This window comes from Geoalkalibacter sp. (assembly GCF_030604225.1).
In the GTDB taxonomy this organism is placed as follows: Bacteria; Desulfobacterota; Desulfuromonadia; order Desulfuromonadales; family Geoalkalibacteraceae; genus Geoalkalibacter.
The window spans coordinates 1-15536 of record NZ_JAUVWH010000075.1 but is presented as its reverse complement, the minus strand read 5'-3'; the positions used below and the strand labels follow the sequence as shown (position 1 = coordinate 15536).

10 protein-coding genes and 1 pseudogene are annotated in these 15536 nt (G+C 60.6%); all 11 read left to right on the top strand.

Annotation, left to right across the window (positions count from 1 at the left end):
• Positions 1-295: 295 nt before the first annotated feature.
• Entirely contained in the window at positions 296-1204 is a 909-nt protein-coding gene (locus tag QAT43_RS09400) for a sensor histidine kinase (protein WP_305042806.1), read from the top strand.
• Between the two features lie 5 nt (positions 1205-1209).
• Positions 1210-1872: a response regulator transcription factor gene (locus tag QAT43_RS09395; protein WP_305042805.1), complete on the top strand. Its 663-nt coding sequence runs from the start codon at positions 1210-1212 to the stop codon at positions 1870-1872.
• A gap of 297 nt (positions 1873-2169) precedes the next feature.
• The gene (locus QAT43_RS09390; RefSeq protein WP_305042804.1) at positions 2170-4242 is read left to right on the top strand and encodes a CHRD domain-containing protein; all 2073 of its coding nucleotides are present in this window, start codon (positions 2170-2172) and stop codon (positions 4240-4242) included.
• Between the two features lie 78 nt (positions 4243-4320).
• Positions 4321-5913: a multicopper oxidase domain-containing protein gene (locus tag QAT43_RS09385; protein ID WP_305042803.1), complete on the top strand. Its 1593-nt coding sequence runs from the start codon at positions 4321-4323 to the stop codon at positions 5911-5913.
• A gap of 47 nt (positions 5914-5960) precedes the next feature.
• A complete protein-coding gene (locus QAT43_RS09380; RefSeq protein ID WP_305042802.1) occupies positions 5961-7328 on the top strand; it encodes a multicopper oxidase domain-containing protein in 1368 nt (455 codons plus the stop codon).
• A 20-nt stretch (positions 7329-7348) separates the two neighbouring features.
• Entirely contained in the window at positions 7349-9343 is a 1995-nt protein-coding gene (locus tag QAT43_RS09375; protein ID WP_305042801.1) for a cytochrome-c peroxidase, read from the top strand.
• A gap of 63 nt (positions 9344-9406) precedes the next feature.
• Positions 9407-10513: a hypothetical protein gene (locus tag QAT43_RS09370; RefSeq protein ID WP_305042800.1), complete on the top strand. Its 1107-nt coding sequence runs from the start codon at positions 9407-9409 to the stop codon at positions 10511-10513.
• Between the two features lie 66 nt (positions 10514-10579).
• Positions 10580-11116, top strand: coding sequence for a c-type cytochrome (locus QAT43_RS09365; RefSeq protein WP_305042799.1), 537 nt, complete (start codon positions 10580-10582; stop codon positions 11114-11116).
• A gap of 250 nt (positions 11117-11366) precedes the next feature.
• Complete coding sequence (locus QAT43_RS09360; RefSeq protein ID WP_305042807.1) at positions 11367-13709, top strand: Ig-like domain-containing protein; 2343 nt, start codon at positions 11367-11369, stop codon at positions 13707-13709.
• A 14-nt stretch (positions 13710-13723) separates the two neighbouring features.
• A complete protein-coding gene (locus tag QAT43_RS09355; protein ID WP_305042798.1) occupies positions 13724-14842 on the top strand; it encodes a hypothetical protein in 1119 nt (372 codons plus the stop codon).
• 338 nt (positions 14843-15180) lie between these two features.
• Positions 15181-15536 (top strand): annotated as a pseudogene (locus tag QAT43_RS09350) (hypothetical protein); the annotation flags it as partial.

Here is a 15536-nt window from a genome sequence, read left to right as displayed (position 1 = left end):
TGGGTTGAAACCCACGGCTACATGCTTTCGGTCGCTACGCGACGATAAATTTATTTTGCCCATCACCCGGCCATGAATGGCCGGGCTACAAGCCTTCGGCCCCCTCCGGGGGCGCAAGGATAAAAGTCGCCTGAGCGGCGGCGCGCCTGTAGCCGGGGGTTTCAACCCCCGGTCTCCTTCCGTTCATTTTTTTGATATACCTAAGCCCAGGGAGTCATGAAAGGGCATTGGGCAGATGATCAAGTCTTCTTTCTCTCGCGCCCGCGTCGCCGGAACCCCGACAGCCCGAGGAAGGTTGAGCGGGGGGCCGGGTGCGGCCGGCGCGCCGGTTGTCTCGCCGACCAAGTTGGCGCTGGTAATGGCCCTCGCGGTGTTCGTCGGGGAAACAGGCGTGCATTTTTTGCTGGAAACCTACCGTCCCCTCGGCCCCTGGACGCGATCCCTTCTCGATGCCGGGGTGCTGCTGCTGGCCCTGGTTCCCGTTTATTTCCTGGTTTACCGCCCCTTTTGGCGGGCGCGTGAAGCCTCCACCGGCGAAATCCGCCGGCTCAGCCGTCAGATTCTGCGTGTGGCTGAAGCCGAGCGCGAGCGCCTGGCGCGCGATGTGCACGACGATGCCGGCCAGTACCTGGCCGCTCTCAAGTTGGCGGTGGCGACCCTCGAACGCACCCCCGGCGCCGAGCGCCCGGAAATTCGCGCACAGGCCCAGCGCCTCGATCAGCTGGTCGACCAGACCCGCGCGCGGGTGCATGAAGTGGTCACCACCCTGCGGCCGCCGGATCTTGAGCGGCGGGGTCTGGTGGGGGCTCTGGAGCAATTGGTCGTCGAGTGTGGCAACCGCTTCCCTCAAGCGCGGGTGCATTTCACCAGCCAAGGATGCGAGGGGCGCCTCGATGCCGAACTCGACACCGCGCTCTACCGTGTCTGCCAGGAAGCTTTGTGCAACGCCGTGCGTCATGGGCGCGCCGGCAACGTTGAGGTCGAACTCTTGTGCAGCGCCCAGGAATTGCGCCTCAGCGTGCGCGACGACGGCCAGGGCTTCGAGGTCGATGAGCCGTCCAGCATGGCGGATAAAATCATTGGCGGCGTCGGCCTGCCGGGCATGCGCGAGCGTTTGGCCCTGGTCGGTGGCCGTTTGTACATTGACAGCACCCAGGATCAGGGCACCCTGATCCAAGCGGTGATCCCCCTGAAGGAAGGGTAGAAGCCATGATCCGCATCCTGCTGGGCGACGATCATGCCATCATGCGCGAGGGGCTGCGCCTGCTGCTCGAAACCCAGGCCGACCTGCGGGTGGTGGGCGAGGCCGGCGACGGCGTCGAGGTGCTCGAACTCGCGCGCCGGCTCAAGCCCGACGTGGTGCTCCTCGATATCGCCATGCCGCGCATGAACGGCATCGACACCACCCGCCTGCTGCGCGAGGCGGTGCCGCAAACCCGCGTGGTGATCCTCTCCATGTTCGACAAGGAACTCTACGCCCATCGCGCCCTGCGGGCCGGCGCCCATGGCTACGTGCTCAAGGCCGGCGCCAGCGAGGATCTGCTCACCGCCATCCGCGCCGCCGCCCAGGGGCAATACTTTCTGTGTCGGCGCATCCAGGCCGACGTCATTGAATCCTATCTCGCCCAGGACCAGCCGGCCGCGCCCAACAGCGAATACGACGCGCTTTCCGAGCGCGAAAAACAGGTGTTCCTGCTCATGGTGCAGGGCAATTCCACCGAGCAGATCGGCCGGATCCTCTGCATCAGCGCCAAGACCGTGGAAAAACACCGGGGCGCGGTGATCCGCAAACTCGGCTTCAGCAATCCCGTGGAACTGGTCAAATACGCCATCCGCATCGGCGTGGTCGATCCCGAAAGCTGGAAGTTCTAGCGCTCCCCCAACCCTTTACTATCTCTACCGCTTTTCTGATATTTGCCCGCCTTTGTTCCTCGCCGCCTTGCCCGGAGAGAGAATTTCCTACCATGATTTGGGGGATTGCCCCCATGGATATTTTTTTACACGCTGTTTTAATCTGCAATCAGATGGCCGAGAAGAAATTCTTGAATGCACTGGTTAGAGTGTAAAGAAAACTTTTCCTGTCCGGAGGGTGGACAAAGGTTCTTTGTATGGTTCAATAAAAATAAGAAATTTTGCTGACGTGTAAACTTATTGGTCAGGATGGCTGAGATGAATTTTCAGGGCAGATGGCGCAAAGGCCTTATGGGTCTTGTTTTCGTGTTGTTGGTGGCGGCGCCCGCCGGGGCGGCGCTGGAGGCGGTGTCGGGTTTGCAGGATGGCGTTCCGCCCGAGTTGACCGCGGTGCTGGCCGGCGGTGATCCTGCGCAGGTCGCCGTCAGTCTCGCCCATGGTTTTCCCCTCTGGTACGAGGATGAAAACGGCCTCAAGTTGGAATTATGCCTTGATAGGTCTCTGGAAGTTGCACCCGGTGTTTTTGTTGCCCCTTGCGAAGTCGCGGCTCCTCAGTTAGGGGCGCCCGTGTCCTTTCCGGGCAATTTCGGGGCGGAAGCCCTGTATTGGAGCGCGGTGGCCGCCGGCACTTTTGTTAGCAGCGATGGTTTGACCAACGCCGCCTTGCTGGCGCTGGCCCAGGAGGCGAGCTTTGCCAATGAAGGACCGACGGCCGACGGCATTCAAGCGGTGTTCAGCCGCATTCGTCTGCGTATCGATCTGCCGGTGGCGGGAACTTATCGTGTCACCCATCCTTTCGGGTCCTTCGATTACGAGGTGGCTATTCCCGGCGTGCGTGCCATAAACCAGACCCAGGATCTGGGGGTTGCCGACGCGCAGAACTTTCTGGTATCCATGCGGGATCTTGGCGATGCCTTTGTGGTTCCCGATCCCTTCAACCCGGCCGACGGCGACGCCGCCGGGGTGGTGAACAGCAACGGCGCTACCATCGGGCCTTTCTTGGTTCCCCTGTTAGGGCATGGCGGTGTTTTTGACGCCGGTGATCCTGCGACGTTTATCGGCGGCCCTATTACCGTTGGCGACGCCACCTATATCGGCCTGCCTTTTGCCCCCGACCCACTCAACCCCGCGCTGACGCTGGATGTTTTTCAGCCGGTGACGGCGGGCCTCAACGGCGTGAACCTTTTTGAAATCACTCTTATGAATCCTCCGGCTGGTTTTTTCCTTGATGCCGACGGTCTGGACGGCTTGATCGACAATACGGTCACTTTCGCCGATTTTCAGATCCTCGGCAAAATCTTCAATGACGGTGCCAATCTGGCGCCTCTGGCCGAGCCGGATATCGTCGTCGGTACGGCTATTAACCGCAGCCGTTCCATCAACGTCTTTCCTAACGGTTTCGATCATCTCGATCCCATTGCCGTCGACAACGTGCACGGCATCAACCCGCAGGCCATTGCCGTCGCCGATCCGTTGACGGGCGGGACCGCCCTTAACCTCAACGGAATGCCGATTCTGACCGGGACGTTGCCGACCGCCATGGGCGGCACGGTGCGCCGCGTGACCGCCATTCCCACTGGGCAAGCCACTTTTTTCTATACGCCGCCGTTGAATTTCACCGGTGTCGATACCTTTGATTACGTGGTGCAGGATACCGGCGGCCTGATCTCTCTCTCGGAAACCGTGAGCATCGTGGTGGAAGATCTGCAGGCTGGTCGCGCTGATTTCCGCGTGCGTACCGGCAAGTGGCAGGTCGAAGGCACCAGTTCGAACAGCGATGGAAACGTCATCACTCTTTATGGTGGACCGCGCACGTTTCTGACGCCCGAGGCGGAAGTGCAGATCCCCGCAGTCGTCAGTGATGCGCGCGGTAGTGCCGCCCTGCGGGTGACGGAAACTGCCGTCGAATTTTTACTGAACGTCGAGCCCTTGCCGGTCACCACGATAACCGCCGCGCATATCCATTTAGGGGCGACGGATGAAAATGGGCCGATTCTATTCACCCTCTTCGATAATTTGTTCGGGGAATTTACCAGCCCGCAAACCGGTGCCTTGACCTCCTTCAGCCTGGCACCCACGGGCCTGACGTTCGCTCAGGCCATTGATGCGATTCTCAGCGGCAATACCTATGTCAACGTGCATACCCAGGCGGTTCCGGCGGGTGAAATCCGCGGACAGTTGCTGCGGCCAGTCATCGGCAATGCTCCGGTGGTGGAAGGCCTCTGGAGATTCACCGGGCCCTCGTTGAAAAGCCCGGGCGCCCTGCCGAATGTCAGTGCCGAATCGATCAATGGCGTGCGCGTGTTGGGTGTTCCTTTGATGCGGCGATGAGCCGAGCGATGACATTTATGCAAGTGATTACGGTCTTTTTTTGTGTCAATAGGGATCAACAGCAAAGGATGGGCAGCTATGCAACGACGAGACTTTCTTAAATTCAGCGCTACCGGCCTGACGGTCGTGGCGGTCGGCAGTATGGCGGATTGGCCGATGTTCCGGCTGGGCTCGAAGGCCTTCGCGTCGAGCCTCGACAGCGATACGTTGGCGCTCAGCATGGTCGAGGCCGATGCCGAGATGGTGGATGGCGTGGTGGTTCCCATGTGGGCCTTCATGATCGGCGGCCATGGCGACTCAAATGGCAACGATAGCGGCCACCTGGGAGCGGCTCGCATCCCCGGATTGACGCTGGTGGCGCTGGAAGGCGATCGCATCCGCCTGCATATCACCAACCACATCACCCAGGGCGGGGCACATGGCTTCGCCATTCCCGGCGTGACCCTGGAGCACATGGGCAATTCCGTCAATCAGGTCACCATCCCCGAGGGCGGTGAAGCCCATATCGAGTTCGATGCTCCGGCGGCCGGGACCTACATGTATCTCGATCCGCTCAATGCGCCGGTCAATCGGGTAATGGGGCTGCATGGTGCCCTGGTGGTACTGCCCAACCCGATTGAAAGCCGTACGCCTTACAGCGGCCTGTCTGGGTCAAGTTCCGTCCGGCGATTGTTTGACGACCTCGGCACGACGGATCATTTCCCCGGCAACCCCTGGGATCCCAACCGCAACGTGGTTTGGGTGTTCAACGTCATCGATCCCGACAAGGCAGTAGCCGCAACGTCAAGCGCTTCAGCTCTGCCGGCCGCTCAGTTCCTGGGCAATTTCCTGCCCCAGTATTACACCCTCAACGGCAAGAGCGGCTTTTTCTCGGCGCAGCATGCCCATGAGTTGGCTGATGCCGGCGGAGGGGACAGCGGCAGTGGCGATCATGAGCACGAAAACGAGTTTTCCTTCGCCGACGGGTTGGCGGATGCCCAAGGCAACATTTCCATTCGCGGCACCGTCGGGCAGCCCTTGGTCTTGCGTTGCCTCAATCCGGGCCTGATGTGGCATTCGCCGCATATTCACGGCAATCATGTCTATCCTTTGAGCGAGGCCAATATCTCCGGGTCGCGCCGCATTCTCGAAAACTTGACCATGGTGGACACCTGGGCGATGGCGCCGGGCGATATCAAGGACTTGCTGCACCCCTTCATCGCCCCGCCGGATATCCCGGCGAATTTCTGGGATCGGGCGGCAGTGGGCGCGAACGAAGAACTGTTCCCGTTGGTCTACCCCATGCACGACCACAACGAGATATCCAACACGGCGGCCGGCGGCAACTATCCGCAGGGCATCGCCACCCACTGGCAGATTGACGGCGCTTTTGACCCTACTAATCCCGCGACGGCCGTTATTCTCGTAAACAAGGCCGAGATACGCGTCAAAACTGGTCAATTGATCGTTGAGGGTCGCTGTTCCGTGCCCAATCTGGTGCTCGACATTCACGCCGATACGGCAGGTCCAACGATCAGCAATCAGGTTCAAGTTGATGCCGAAGGCCGTTTCAGTTTCCGCGGTAGGGCATTGAAGGCGCTAACGAGCCGTTTCATCACCATGATGCATCATGATCCGCTCAATGCCTCGATTGTTCATGCTGGCCGAACGGTGCCATTGCGTCGACGGTGATGAGTTAAGGCTAAGTAAAAACGCCCTGAAAAAGGAGAAGATACGTCATGGCAGAATTCATTCCTCGCGATATAAGTACTCCCTTCGATCCCGCTGATGAAGAGCAGATTGCGGAATTCGAAGGCTTTGCCAGTGATGTGCCGACCACCGACGGGATGATAGATGCAGTGAGTCTGGTGCCAGGTTTTACTAGGGCAAATGCGGTTCGGGCGGCAAAACTATTTTCTGCAGGCTATCTCAATAACTTGGTAGGCTTGGTAGGTGGTGTTAATGATCTCCCCACCCCGGATCTGACGGCGCCCTCCGCGGAGGCGATTTTTGAGCGGCGCGGCTTGCACGACCAGCAAATCAATGTCCCCCTCGCCGGCGGGGGTACGGCGGCTGTCGAAATGTGGAGTTTTGAGCGGCGGATTGATCGAGGCATTGCCATTGGTGGTGCCGATCGTGATGCTTGGCCTGCCCATACCATCCGTGTCCGGGAAGGCGAAATTGTTCATACCATCATGGGGAGCCGCAGCGGGCCGCATACCATTCATCACCACGGGATTGAACCGACGGCCGCCAATGATGGCGTTGGCCATCTGACATTTGAAGTCGGCGGTGGGCAATATGCCTACCAGTGGCAGGCCGCCGAGGCCGGCACCTATTTTTATCACTGTCACCGCAACACCACGCTGCACTTTGAAATGGGCATGTATGGGATGCTCATTGTCGATCCTGATGTGGATGGCGCGCCCTTTACCGACGGCGGCCCCGGGTGGACGCTGATGCGTGATACCCCGACCAGCTATGATGCCGAAGCGATCTGGGTGGCCGATGATATCGATACGCGCTGGCACGGCGCGGATGTCGGCGATCCTCTCTTCAACGGGACGCCGGTTATCGGCAACAGCGATGTCGCCGCCGGGATTCAGGCTCCCGATACAGATGCTCGCACCGGTTTCATATCCATCAACGACATAGACAACAACCCGCGACTGCACGATTTCAATCCGAATGTTTTTGTCGTCAGCGGTGTGGCGGCGCCTTTCGAGGATGACGGACAAAACCTGATTACAGCCGTCGGCGCAACCATTCAAACCAACCAGAGACTTTTGGTGCGCGCCCTCAACGCCTCCTACTGCACCCAGGTTTGGAAATTTCCCACCAGCCTGCAGGGCACCGTGACGGCGGTGGATGGCCGGACCCTGGGACGCAGCAAATTCGGTTCCTATTCGCAGCCGTTTTCGTTGGCGAGTATCGGCCATCAGTTCATGTTCACCACTGCTCAGCGCTGGGATATCCTCATCGACGGTAGCAGTGCAACCTTCATCGGCCAGCATATTGTCGAGATCGAATTCCGGCACTGGATTACCAACGCATTGCTGCGCACCCTGCGTGTGCCGATCAACATCACGTCCGTCCAACCAGGCTGAGGCCTGTCGAGGGAGGTTACATGACCCTGAAACTGCTCAACCGATGCATCGTTACCACGCTTTCACTGACGGCAGCTTTGTGGCTGGGCGTTGGGGTTACTCCGTTGTTGGCGCAAATCGAACCAGTGGCCCTGAGCCAGGTAGCCGTGCCCGAGCCGCGCAATCTGGCGCGCTTTGTCGCCAACCGCAATGCCGCCATCCAACTGGGCAAGGCTCTGTTCTGGGATATGCAACTCGGCAGCGACGGGATCGTGGCGTGCGCATCCTGCCATTTCCATGCAGGAACCGATGCCCGGACGCGCAACACGCTGCATCCAGGCAACGACGGGCTCTTTGCCGAAGGCGACACGGCCAATGCCCAATTGAGCCTTGAGGATTTTCCCTTTGTGCAGTTCGCCGAGCCGGATGATCCGGCATCGCTGCGCACCCTGCGGCGCGATGATCGTGTCGGTGCCCAGGGCGTCAACCGCACCCGGGCCCTTGCCCTCATCGAAGGCCGCGATGCTGAGCCGGGTCGGCTGGTGCGCGACGACACGTTTTCCCGCAACGGACGCAATGCGCGGCAATCAACCGGCCGCAATGCCCCGACGGTGATCAATGCGGTCTTCAATTTCGCCAATTTCCACGATGGGCGCGCCAATCATTTTTTCAACGGGGTCAACCCCTTCGGCGTGATGGATACTGAGGCCCGCGTTTACCTCAATACCGGAAACGGCCTGGCGGCCATCAGTCTGACCGATAACCTCCAGAACAACCCATTTGCCCTGGATAACGCCAGTCTGGCCTCGCAGGCGGTTGGGCCACCCTTGGACACCGGGGAGATGTCGTGGATCGGGCGCGACTGGCCGGCGATCGGCCGCAAAATGTTGAGCTTGCGGCCTTTGGCAAAGCAGGACGTGCATCCCCAGGACAGCCGCCTGGCGCCCTTACGCGACGCCTCAGGCAAGGGCTTGAACACTTCCTACGGCGCGCTGATTCAAGCCGCTTTTCATCCGGAATTCTGGAACAGCGCGGACTCCATCGATGGTTTCAGCCAGATGGAACGAAATTTTTCGCTGTTTTTTGGTTTAGCGTTGCAGATGTATCAGTCCACACTGGTCGCCGATCAGACTCCTTTTGATCGTTTTCTCCAGGGCGATACGACGGCCCTGAGCGAAAGCGCCGAGCGCGGTTGGGGGATTTTCCAGTCCGGTGGAGCCGCCTGCCTGGAATGTCACATCGGACCGGAACTCACCGGAGCGTCCGTCAGCTTTGCCCGTGCACCGGGTGAGGCCGGCCTGATTGAGCTGATGGCCATGGCGGACGGCAATCTGGCCAATTACGACATCGGTTTCTACAACATCGGCGTAACGCCGACCGGCGATGATCCCGGCCGCGGCCGACGCGTCACGCTGAACGGCCAGAGCCTGCCGGTCTCCTTTACCGGCCAGTGGTTCGAGCGCGCCGAAATGCCCTTCGAGCCGGTCGCGCAGCCGGGTTGCATCAATGATTTTCTGGCGGACCCACCCACGATTTGCCCTGTGGTCGTCGATACGGTAACGCGTCAGGCAGTCAATGGGGCTTTCAAGACGCCTGGGCTGCGGAACGTTGAATTGACCGGCCCGTATATGCATCACGGGGGCATGGTGACGCTGATGCAGGTTGTCGATTTTTATGCCCGCGGCGGCAATTTTGCCGCTGAAAACATTGCGGATCTCGATCCGGCGATCAATCCCATCGGCACTCTTCAGGGCGATGAGGAGGCGCAGCGCGAAATGATCGATTTTCTGTTGTCGCTGACGGACGAGCGGGTCCGTTGGGAAATGGCACCGTTTGATCATCCGCAATTATTTGTCGCTGATGGGCATGTCGACCGGATACCCGGCAATCCCAAACGGACCAGGCTTCTGGCCGACAACCTGATGGAGATACCCGCCGTGGGTGCGGCCGGGCGACAGGCTCAAGGCTTGCCTCCCCTGCGGCCGTTTCTGGCGCCCGAGGGTATGAGCAACGCCGAATTTCATTATCAGCCTTAATGGATTAGATGTTTGTATCGAGAAACAAAACAACGCAATGTGCCGGATAAAGGAGGTAGCACCATGAAACAGTTCAGACTCTTAATAATGGGATTGATGGCGGCCCTGGCGATTTCGCTCGCCGCGTGCGGTGGGGGTGGAGGCGGGGGAGGTGGTGCGCCGGGTCCTGGGGATGACCCGACGCCGGTCACCAATACGACCTTCGAGGTTGTTCAACTGGCCAACTTGGACGGTGGAAGCTTTAGCGCGGGCATCGCAATCAATCTTGACGGCATGGCCGTTGGATATGCCGATGATGGGACCACCGTCAAGGGAGTCATGTGGGATGTGACTGATCCGACGACGGCCGTGATGCTGGAAGCTCTGGGCGGCGATGATGCCTTGTACAGCGCTTCTTATGGCATCAATGCTGCGGGCATGACCGTCGGTGAATCGGAAACGGCGACCGGCATCGTTGCGGTTTTCTGGAACGCCGGCGCCACTTTGCCGACCGCTCTGAATCTGACCGGTCTGCCTGATGGCAGCAGCGCGGCCTATGCCGTCAACGGCAGCGGTGAAATCGTCGGCGAGGCCACGAATGCCGAGGGCGACAGCCTTGCGGTTTACTGGCCGGACAGCGCATCCGCACCCATCATTCTTGGGCACCTGAGCGCATCTGGTAGTTCTTTCAGTTCCGCCTACTACATCAGCGACGCGGGACTCATCGTCGGTGAATCGCGCAATGCCGACGGCGATGCGCAGGCCGTGGTCTGGGCGCCCGGCGAAGGTGGCGTGTTTGTGGCCGGGCAAGCGCCCGAACCTCTGACAGCCATCCTCGATCAGTCTTCAAGCGTGGCCTTCGGCGTTGATCTCGACGGGCGTATCGTCGGCGAGGTCGAACTGGAGAGCGGCGTGGTGCGCGGCGTGGTGTGGAATGCCGACGGCAGTCTGAGGGAAACCTTGCCGGCGGCGACCTCGGCGCAGTTCGTCACCAACAATGACCGAATCGTCGGTTATTCGAATGCGCTGAGCGGTTCGGACAGCGCCATCGTTTGGAACACCCTGGATACGACCGACAGCCAGGGGCTGACCGAGGCGGCTTTCAGTCAGGCTTATGGTGCAAACGACGTGGACCAGATTGTCGGCATCGCGCTGAGCCAGGCGGTCGTCGCATTGCCCGTGACGCAGTGATCAACATGCCCCGGGGCGGCACGGCCCCAGCCGTCCCGGGGAACGCCATTGGAAGGGGAAGCCGGTATGAATCCGAACAGTAGCCATCTCAGCCTTGTGCGTCAGCGCTTTGCCTTGCATTGCCTGTTTTTGCTGTTTTTTCTGGCGCCGGTTTCCAGTACCGCTCAAAACCACGATCACCATGACCACCATGCTTATCACCAGGACGCGGCGACGGGAGCAGCCACGTTCAAGGAGTCCGTACCCGAAGAGTATCGGATCATGGAGCGCACACCCGTCATCGCCAGTCAGGAGTCCCTTCTGCGCGGCCGGCATCTTTATGCCACGCATTGCGCCGGTTGTCACGGCAGGCTGGGCCGTGGCGATGGTCCTGCCGCCGCTACGATGAAAAAGCCTCCCGCGGATTTTCTGGATTTTGCCCACAGCGAGCAGTACCGACCGGGGGAAAAGTACTGGCTAATCGCCAAGGGCAGCACGGAACTGGGCATGCCGGGGTTTCCTCAAGTATCACCCGAGGATGTTTGGCACATGGTGAACTATATATTGGCTCTTCAGGCCAAGGTGAAGGCGGAGGGGTATGATTCGCCGCCGCATAAGCATTGATCCGCGTCCGAGGCAATGGCGCAACCCTCGGCCTCGGGGGCAAGCTTTCAGGCTGCGGGGATTCTCGGCCGCATGTTGGCCTTGAGCCTATGTTGTTAAATAATAAAGAATAATTTTGACAGTCCGGGCTTTCGTGCTAACCTTTCGAAAGTTGACTAAAATTGTCGCCAAACAGGGGTTAGGCTTTTCCTTGACAACCTATGAATCGGCAGAAAAAGGGGATTAATTTATGCTGAAGAGACTACGCTTGATGTTTCTGATGGCGGTACTGGGACTGGTTTGGGCCGGAGCGGCGCCGGCCGGGGCTGCCTTGCAGGCGGTAGGGCCGTCCATCGCGCCCCACGGCTACCCCGCCTATTACCAGGATTTCAACGGGCTGCGGCTCGAGCTCTGCGTTCCCCCACCGGCCGGCAATGCCAGTCGCCCGGACCTCTGTATATATGACCCCTGGGATGTCGATGGTGACGGCAATCCAACGAATGATCTGGTCCTGACAGGCGAGGGCTTTTACTGGATGGCCAGTTCCATTATTCCCATGCCCGGCGGCGGCAACGCCTCCATCGAGTTCGCCGTCGAGAGCACTTTTGGAGGCGCCGAAGAGCCGATCAACGGCCAGCAGATCACTTTCGGCCGGACCCGAATCCGGATCGATACTCCGGTGGCGGGCACCTATACCATCACCCACCCTTATGGCAGCGCGGTTTTCGAGGTCGCTGTCGGCGCCGAGGAAGACGGCATCAACATGACGTCCGACATCGGCTCGGCCAACTTCCTCTTCCCGGATCGGGCGTTCGCCGGCACGCTGAACGCGCCCTTCGGGCCCTTCCTCACCTGGCCGAACTACCAGGACGAAACCTCCTTGCAGGTGCGGGCCCTGGATCCGGTGACCGGCGAGCCCACCGACACCGTCCTGGAGCAGTATGTGGGCGACCCCAACACCACCAGCACGGTCGTCGGCGGACCCCATGGGGGCATCTTCCGGGTGGTCGGGCCGGAGGGCAGCGGCATCGACCTGCAGAACGACCAGTGGCTGGTCATGGGTAAGGTGTACGACGCGAGCGTTGCGACGACCGCTCATATTTGGCCTGAACCGCCTGTGCCGAACCTGTTCGCCGTCGGCCCGGTGAACCGTACCGACTATTTCCTGCCTCCACCGGTCCAGCCTCCCCTGGTGGCCGTTGCCGGCGCCGCCTACAGCGAGGACTATTCGCTGGGCTATCCGCACTGGTACCAGGAAAACATCGGCACCGTTGAAGCGCCTGAGGGCGGTCTGCAGCTGACCCTCTGCCCCCCGGGCGATGCCATGTGCATCTCCGATCCCATCATTCTGACCGAAGTCGACCCCAACCCCGACAACGGGATCGCCGAAGGTCAGGTTGCGCTGATGACGGGCGGCGAGGGCTTCTGGTACTTTGCCTCCGCAACCTTCGATGACGGGGACGATTCCTATACGGTGGAATTCGCCCTGGAGTCGACCTTCGGCGGCGATGAGTCCCTGGTTGACGGCAATCAGATTTCCTTCGCCCGCGAGCGTATCCGTTTCGATTTCGACGATGATAAGCCGGTCGCCACCTACCGTGTGACCCATCCCTACGGCGAGCGCATTCTGGAGGGCGATCCCGAGCGCCTCGACCGGATCCGTTTCGGCATGGACATCGGCATCGCCGATCTGGCCGATCCGGACGGTGCCCATATCGGCACCCTCTACGGCGGTGTCGGCCCGACCTTTCTCAAGTGGGATACCTTCGTCGATCCGGCCACCTTGCCGCCCGAGGAGTTGGGCGCCAATTATCCGGAACCGGAGCTGGTCACCGTGCATGATGCGGACGCCGGGCTGTTCAACTATTTCATCGGCAACCCCAACACCACCCACACGGTGGTCGGCGGGCCCAATGGCAATATCTTCAGGGTCGAGCGGCTGGTCGGCGGCACTGTCGAGAACGGCGACTGGGAGCTGATCGGTGAAACGCCGCTGTTCGCGGTGTCGGGCAAGGTCTTTGACCCACTGACCTTCGAGTTCAATATCGACGCGGCCCTGCCCATCGCCGTCGCGGATGCCGTGACCTTCAACATGGCGGATCCCCAGCCCTTCGTCATCGATGTGACGGCAAACGACCTCAACATCGTTGAGGGGGGCGCCACCGTCACCGTGGCAGTTCAGCCGGCCGACGGCACGGCCGTCGCCACCGGTGATCAGATCACCTACACCCCCGATGCCGGTTTAGCTCTGGCGGGTGGAACCGACACCTTCACTTATCAGGTTTCGCAAACGGTCGAGGGAACGGTGCTGACCTCGGGTCCGGCCGAGGTGACGGTCACCATCGTCCCGATCGAAAACATCACCGTGGACCGCAGCCGCTTCGATACCCGCAGGCTGCGACTGGATCTGCGCGGCACCAGCAATTTCCCCGGCAGCATTCTGACCATCTACCCGGGCGAAACCGCCGGCGGCACCCCGATCGGCACCGCCGTGGTTGGTGACACCGGCCGTTGGAGCTTCCGCGCCACGGCGACCGCCAATCTGACTGACGTCACCCTGGTTTCCAACTCGGCTGACGCGACCACCGTCATCCAGCCGCTGCAAGTGCGCTGAGCAAGGAGGCATCAATGAAAGCAACGTTGAAATACTTCAGTCTGCTGTCCGTGACAACCTTGCTGCTGGCCGGTTGCGGCGGGGGCGGCGGGAGCAGCCCTGCCGCACCGCAGCCCGGCGCGCTTGAGGCAGGCGGCAGCGGCATCGCCGTCGATCAGGTCATCGACGGCACCGGGGCGACGGTGACAGCCAACTTCTCCACCGCCCTCGACATCAATGACAATCTCGACGTGATCGGGGTCGCCGAAGTGACGGCGGGCAGCCCATTCAGCGCTGCCCTGTGGACCGTGGATGCCGCCGGCGCCGCAGCCGTAGCCCCGATGGCCCTTGTCCCCTTGGTGGACAACGGCTTCACGGCGGCCTTCGCCATCGACGAAAACGGCACCCCGGTTGGACAGGCCGATGACGGCACCCGCCTGGTCGCGGTACGCTGGCCGAACGGTAGCGGCGCGCCGATTGAGCTTCCTCAGTTGGCCGCCGCGGGCAATTACGCGGCCTATGCCGTCAGCGCGGACGGGACACTGATCGCTGGTGCGGCGGTGGATGCCACCGGGATCACCCGGGCCGTGGTCTGGCGCGCCGACGGCAACGGCGATTTCGTCGCTGCCCCATTGGCTCTGCCGGTCAATATTTTCGCCAATGGCGCGGCCCTCAGCCCCTTCAACGCCGCCAACGGCATTGCAAGGGTTGGCGCGGCGGAAATCCTGGTGGTTGGTGAGGCCGAGGCCGGCAACGGCACCCTGCACGCCGCCCTGTGGCGTTCGGTCGACGGCGGGGGGATCTACGCGCCCATTGATCTCGGGGCGAGCCATATCGCCTATGCGGTGAACAGCGCCCGCCAGGTGGTCGGTGAAAACGAAGACACCCTGGCGCCGGTCTCCTGGTCCGTCAGCGACCAAGGGGTTGCCGCGGCCCCTGTCGCGCTTGCGGCCGCCGGCAGCGCGGTAGCAATCAACGACAATGGCCGCATCGCAGGCTGGAGTGGCACCCCCGACCTGGCCACGGTGTGGAACGGAACGACTCCTGCCACGCTCTTCACGACCGTGAGCCAGGCCAATGGGCTTAACAACGACGTTCAACCGTTGGTTGTCGGCCGTAACGGCAGCGCGGGTTTCATCAAGCGCGCCAACTGATCGAATCTAGAACGACCAAATTGCGGGGGAGGGATAATGTGTCGGCCCCCCATAAAAAGACAGCAAAAGGGGACAGGCTGCTTTCGATAGCCTGTCCCCTTTATGTTTCTTTTAATAACAAGAAAAAAATATTGCTGATCAAGTTTGTTTTTCTCCTTTTCCCCCATTGTAAAACGAAAACGATCAGGTATAGTCCATGTATGATTCTGGGTTAATGGCATAAGTTGCTGTTTTGTAATAAAAATCTAGCGTTTAATCTTTTTTGCGCCGCAAGGAGGTGCTTCGAGTCTTCGGCAACGTCCCTGCCAAACAATGAATCTATCCGTGGAGGTCACATCATGGGAATCACGAAACATGCACGAAAATTATGGCTGCTGGTCGCAGCGCTGGTTCTGGCGTTCGGCTTTGCTCAGCCGGCGAGCGCCCAGTTGGCGGATGTTGGGCCGGTCAGCGACGTAACGGGATTTCCTCTCTGGTTTGAGGATGCCAACGGCTTGCGGGTTCAGTTGTGCGACGTCTTTGATCCGAATGGCGTCCTGGTAGAGCAGGCTCCCTGTCTGCCTGATCTGGTTGACCCCACCGCAGGCTTTGTCGATGGCAACATCGTCGAGGCGCTCTTCTATGCCGCAGATGGCGAGACCACGGCGCCGGACGGCACCTTCATTCGTGCCCAATGCGTGCTTGAGGCCGCAGG

Coding starts and splice junctions, on each gene's coding strand:
- QAT43_RS09395 (WP_305042805.1), top strand. CDS start 1,210: ATGATCCGCATCCTGCTGGGCGACGATCATGCCATCATGCGCGAGGGG.
- QAT43_RS09360 (WP_305042807.1), top strand. CDS start 11,367: ATGTTTCTGATGGCGGTACTGGGACTGGTTTGGGCCGGAGCGGCGCCG.
- QAT43_RS09380 (WP_305042802.1), top strand. CDS start 5,961: ATGGCAGAATTCATTCCTCGCGATATAAGTACTCCCTTCGATCCCGCT.
- QAT43_RS09385 (WP_305042803.1), top strand. CDS start 4,321: ATGCAACGACGAGACTTTCTTAAATTCAGCGCTACCGGCCTGACGGTC.
- QAT43_RS09375 (WP_305042801.1), top strand. CDS start 7,349: ATGACCCTGAAACTGCTCAACCGATGCATCGTTACCACGCTTTCACTG.
- QAT43_RS09365 (WP_305042799.1), top strand. CDS start 10,580: ATGAATCCGAACAGTAGCCATCTCAGCCTTGTGCGTCAGCGCTTTGCC.
- QAT43_RS09355 (WP_305042798.1), top strand. CDS start 13,724: ATGAAAGCAACGTTGAAATACTTCAGTCTGCTGTCCGTGACAACCTTG.
- QAT43_RS09370 (WP_305042800.1), top strand. CDS start 9,407: ATGAAACAGTTCAGACTCTTAATAATGGGATTGATGGCGGCCCTGGCG.
- QAT43_RS09390 (WP_305042804.1), top strand. CDS start 2,170: ATGAATTTTCAGGGCAGATGGCGCAAAGGCCTTATGGGTCTTGTTTTC.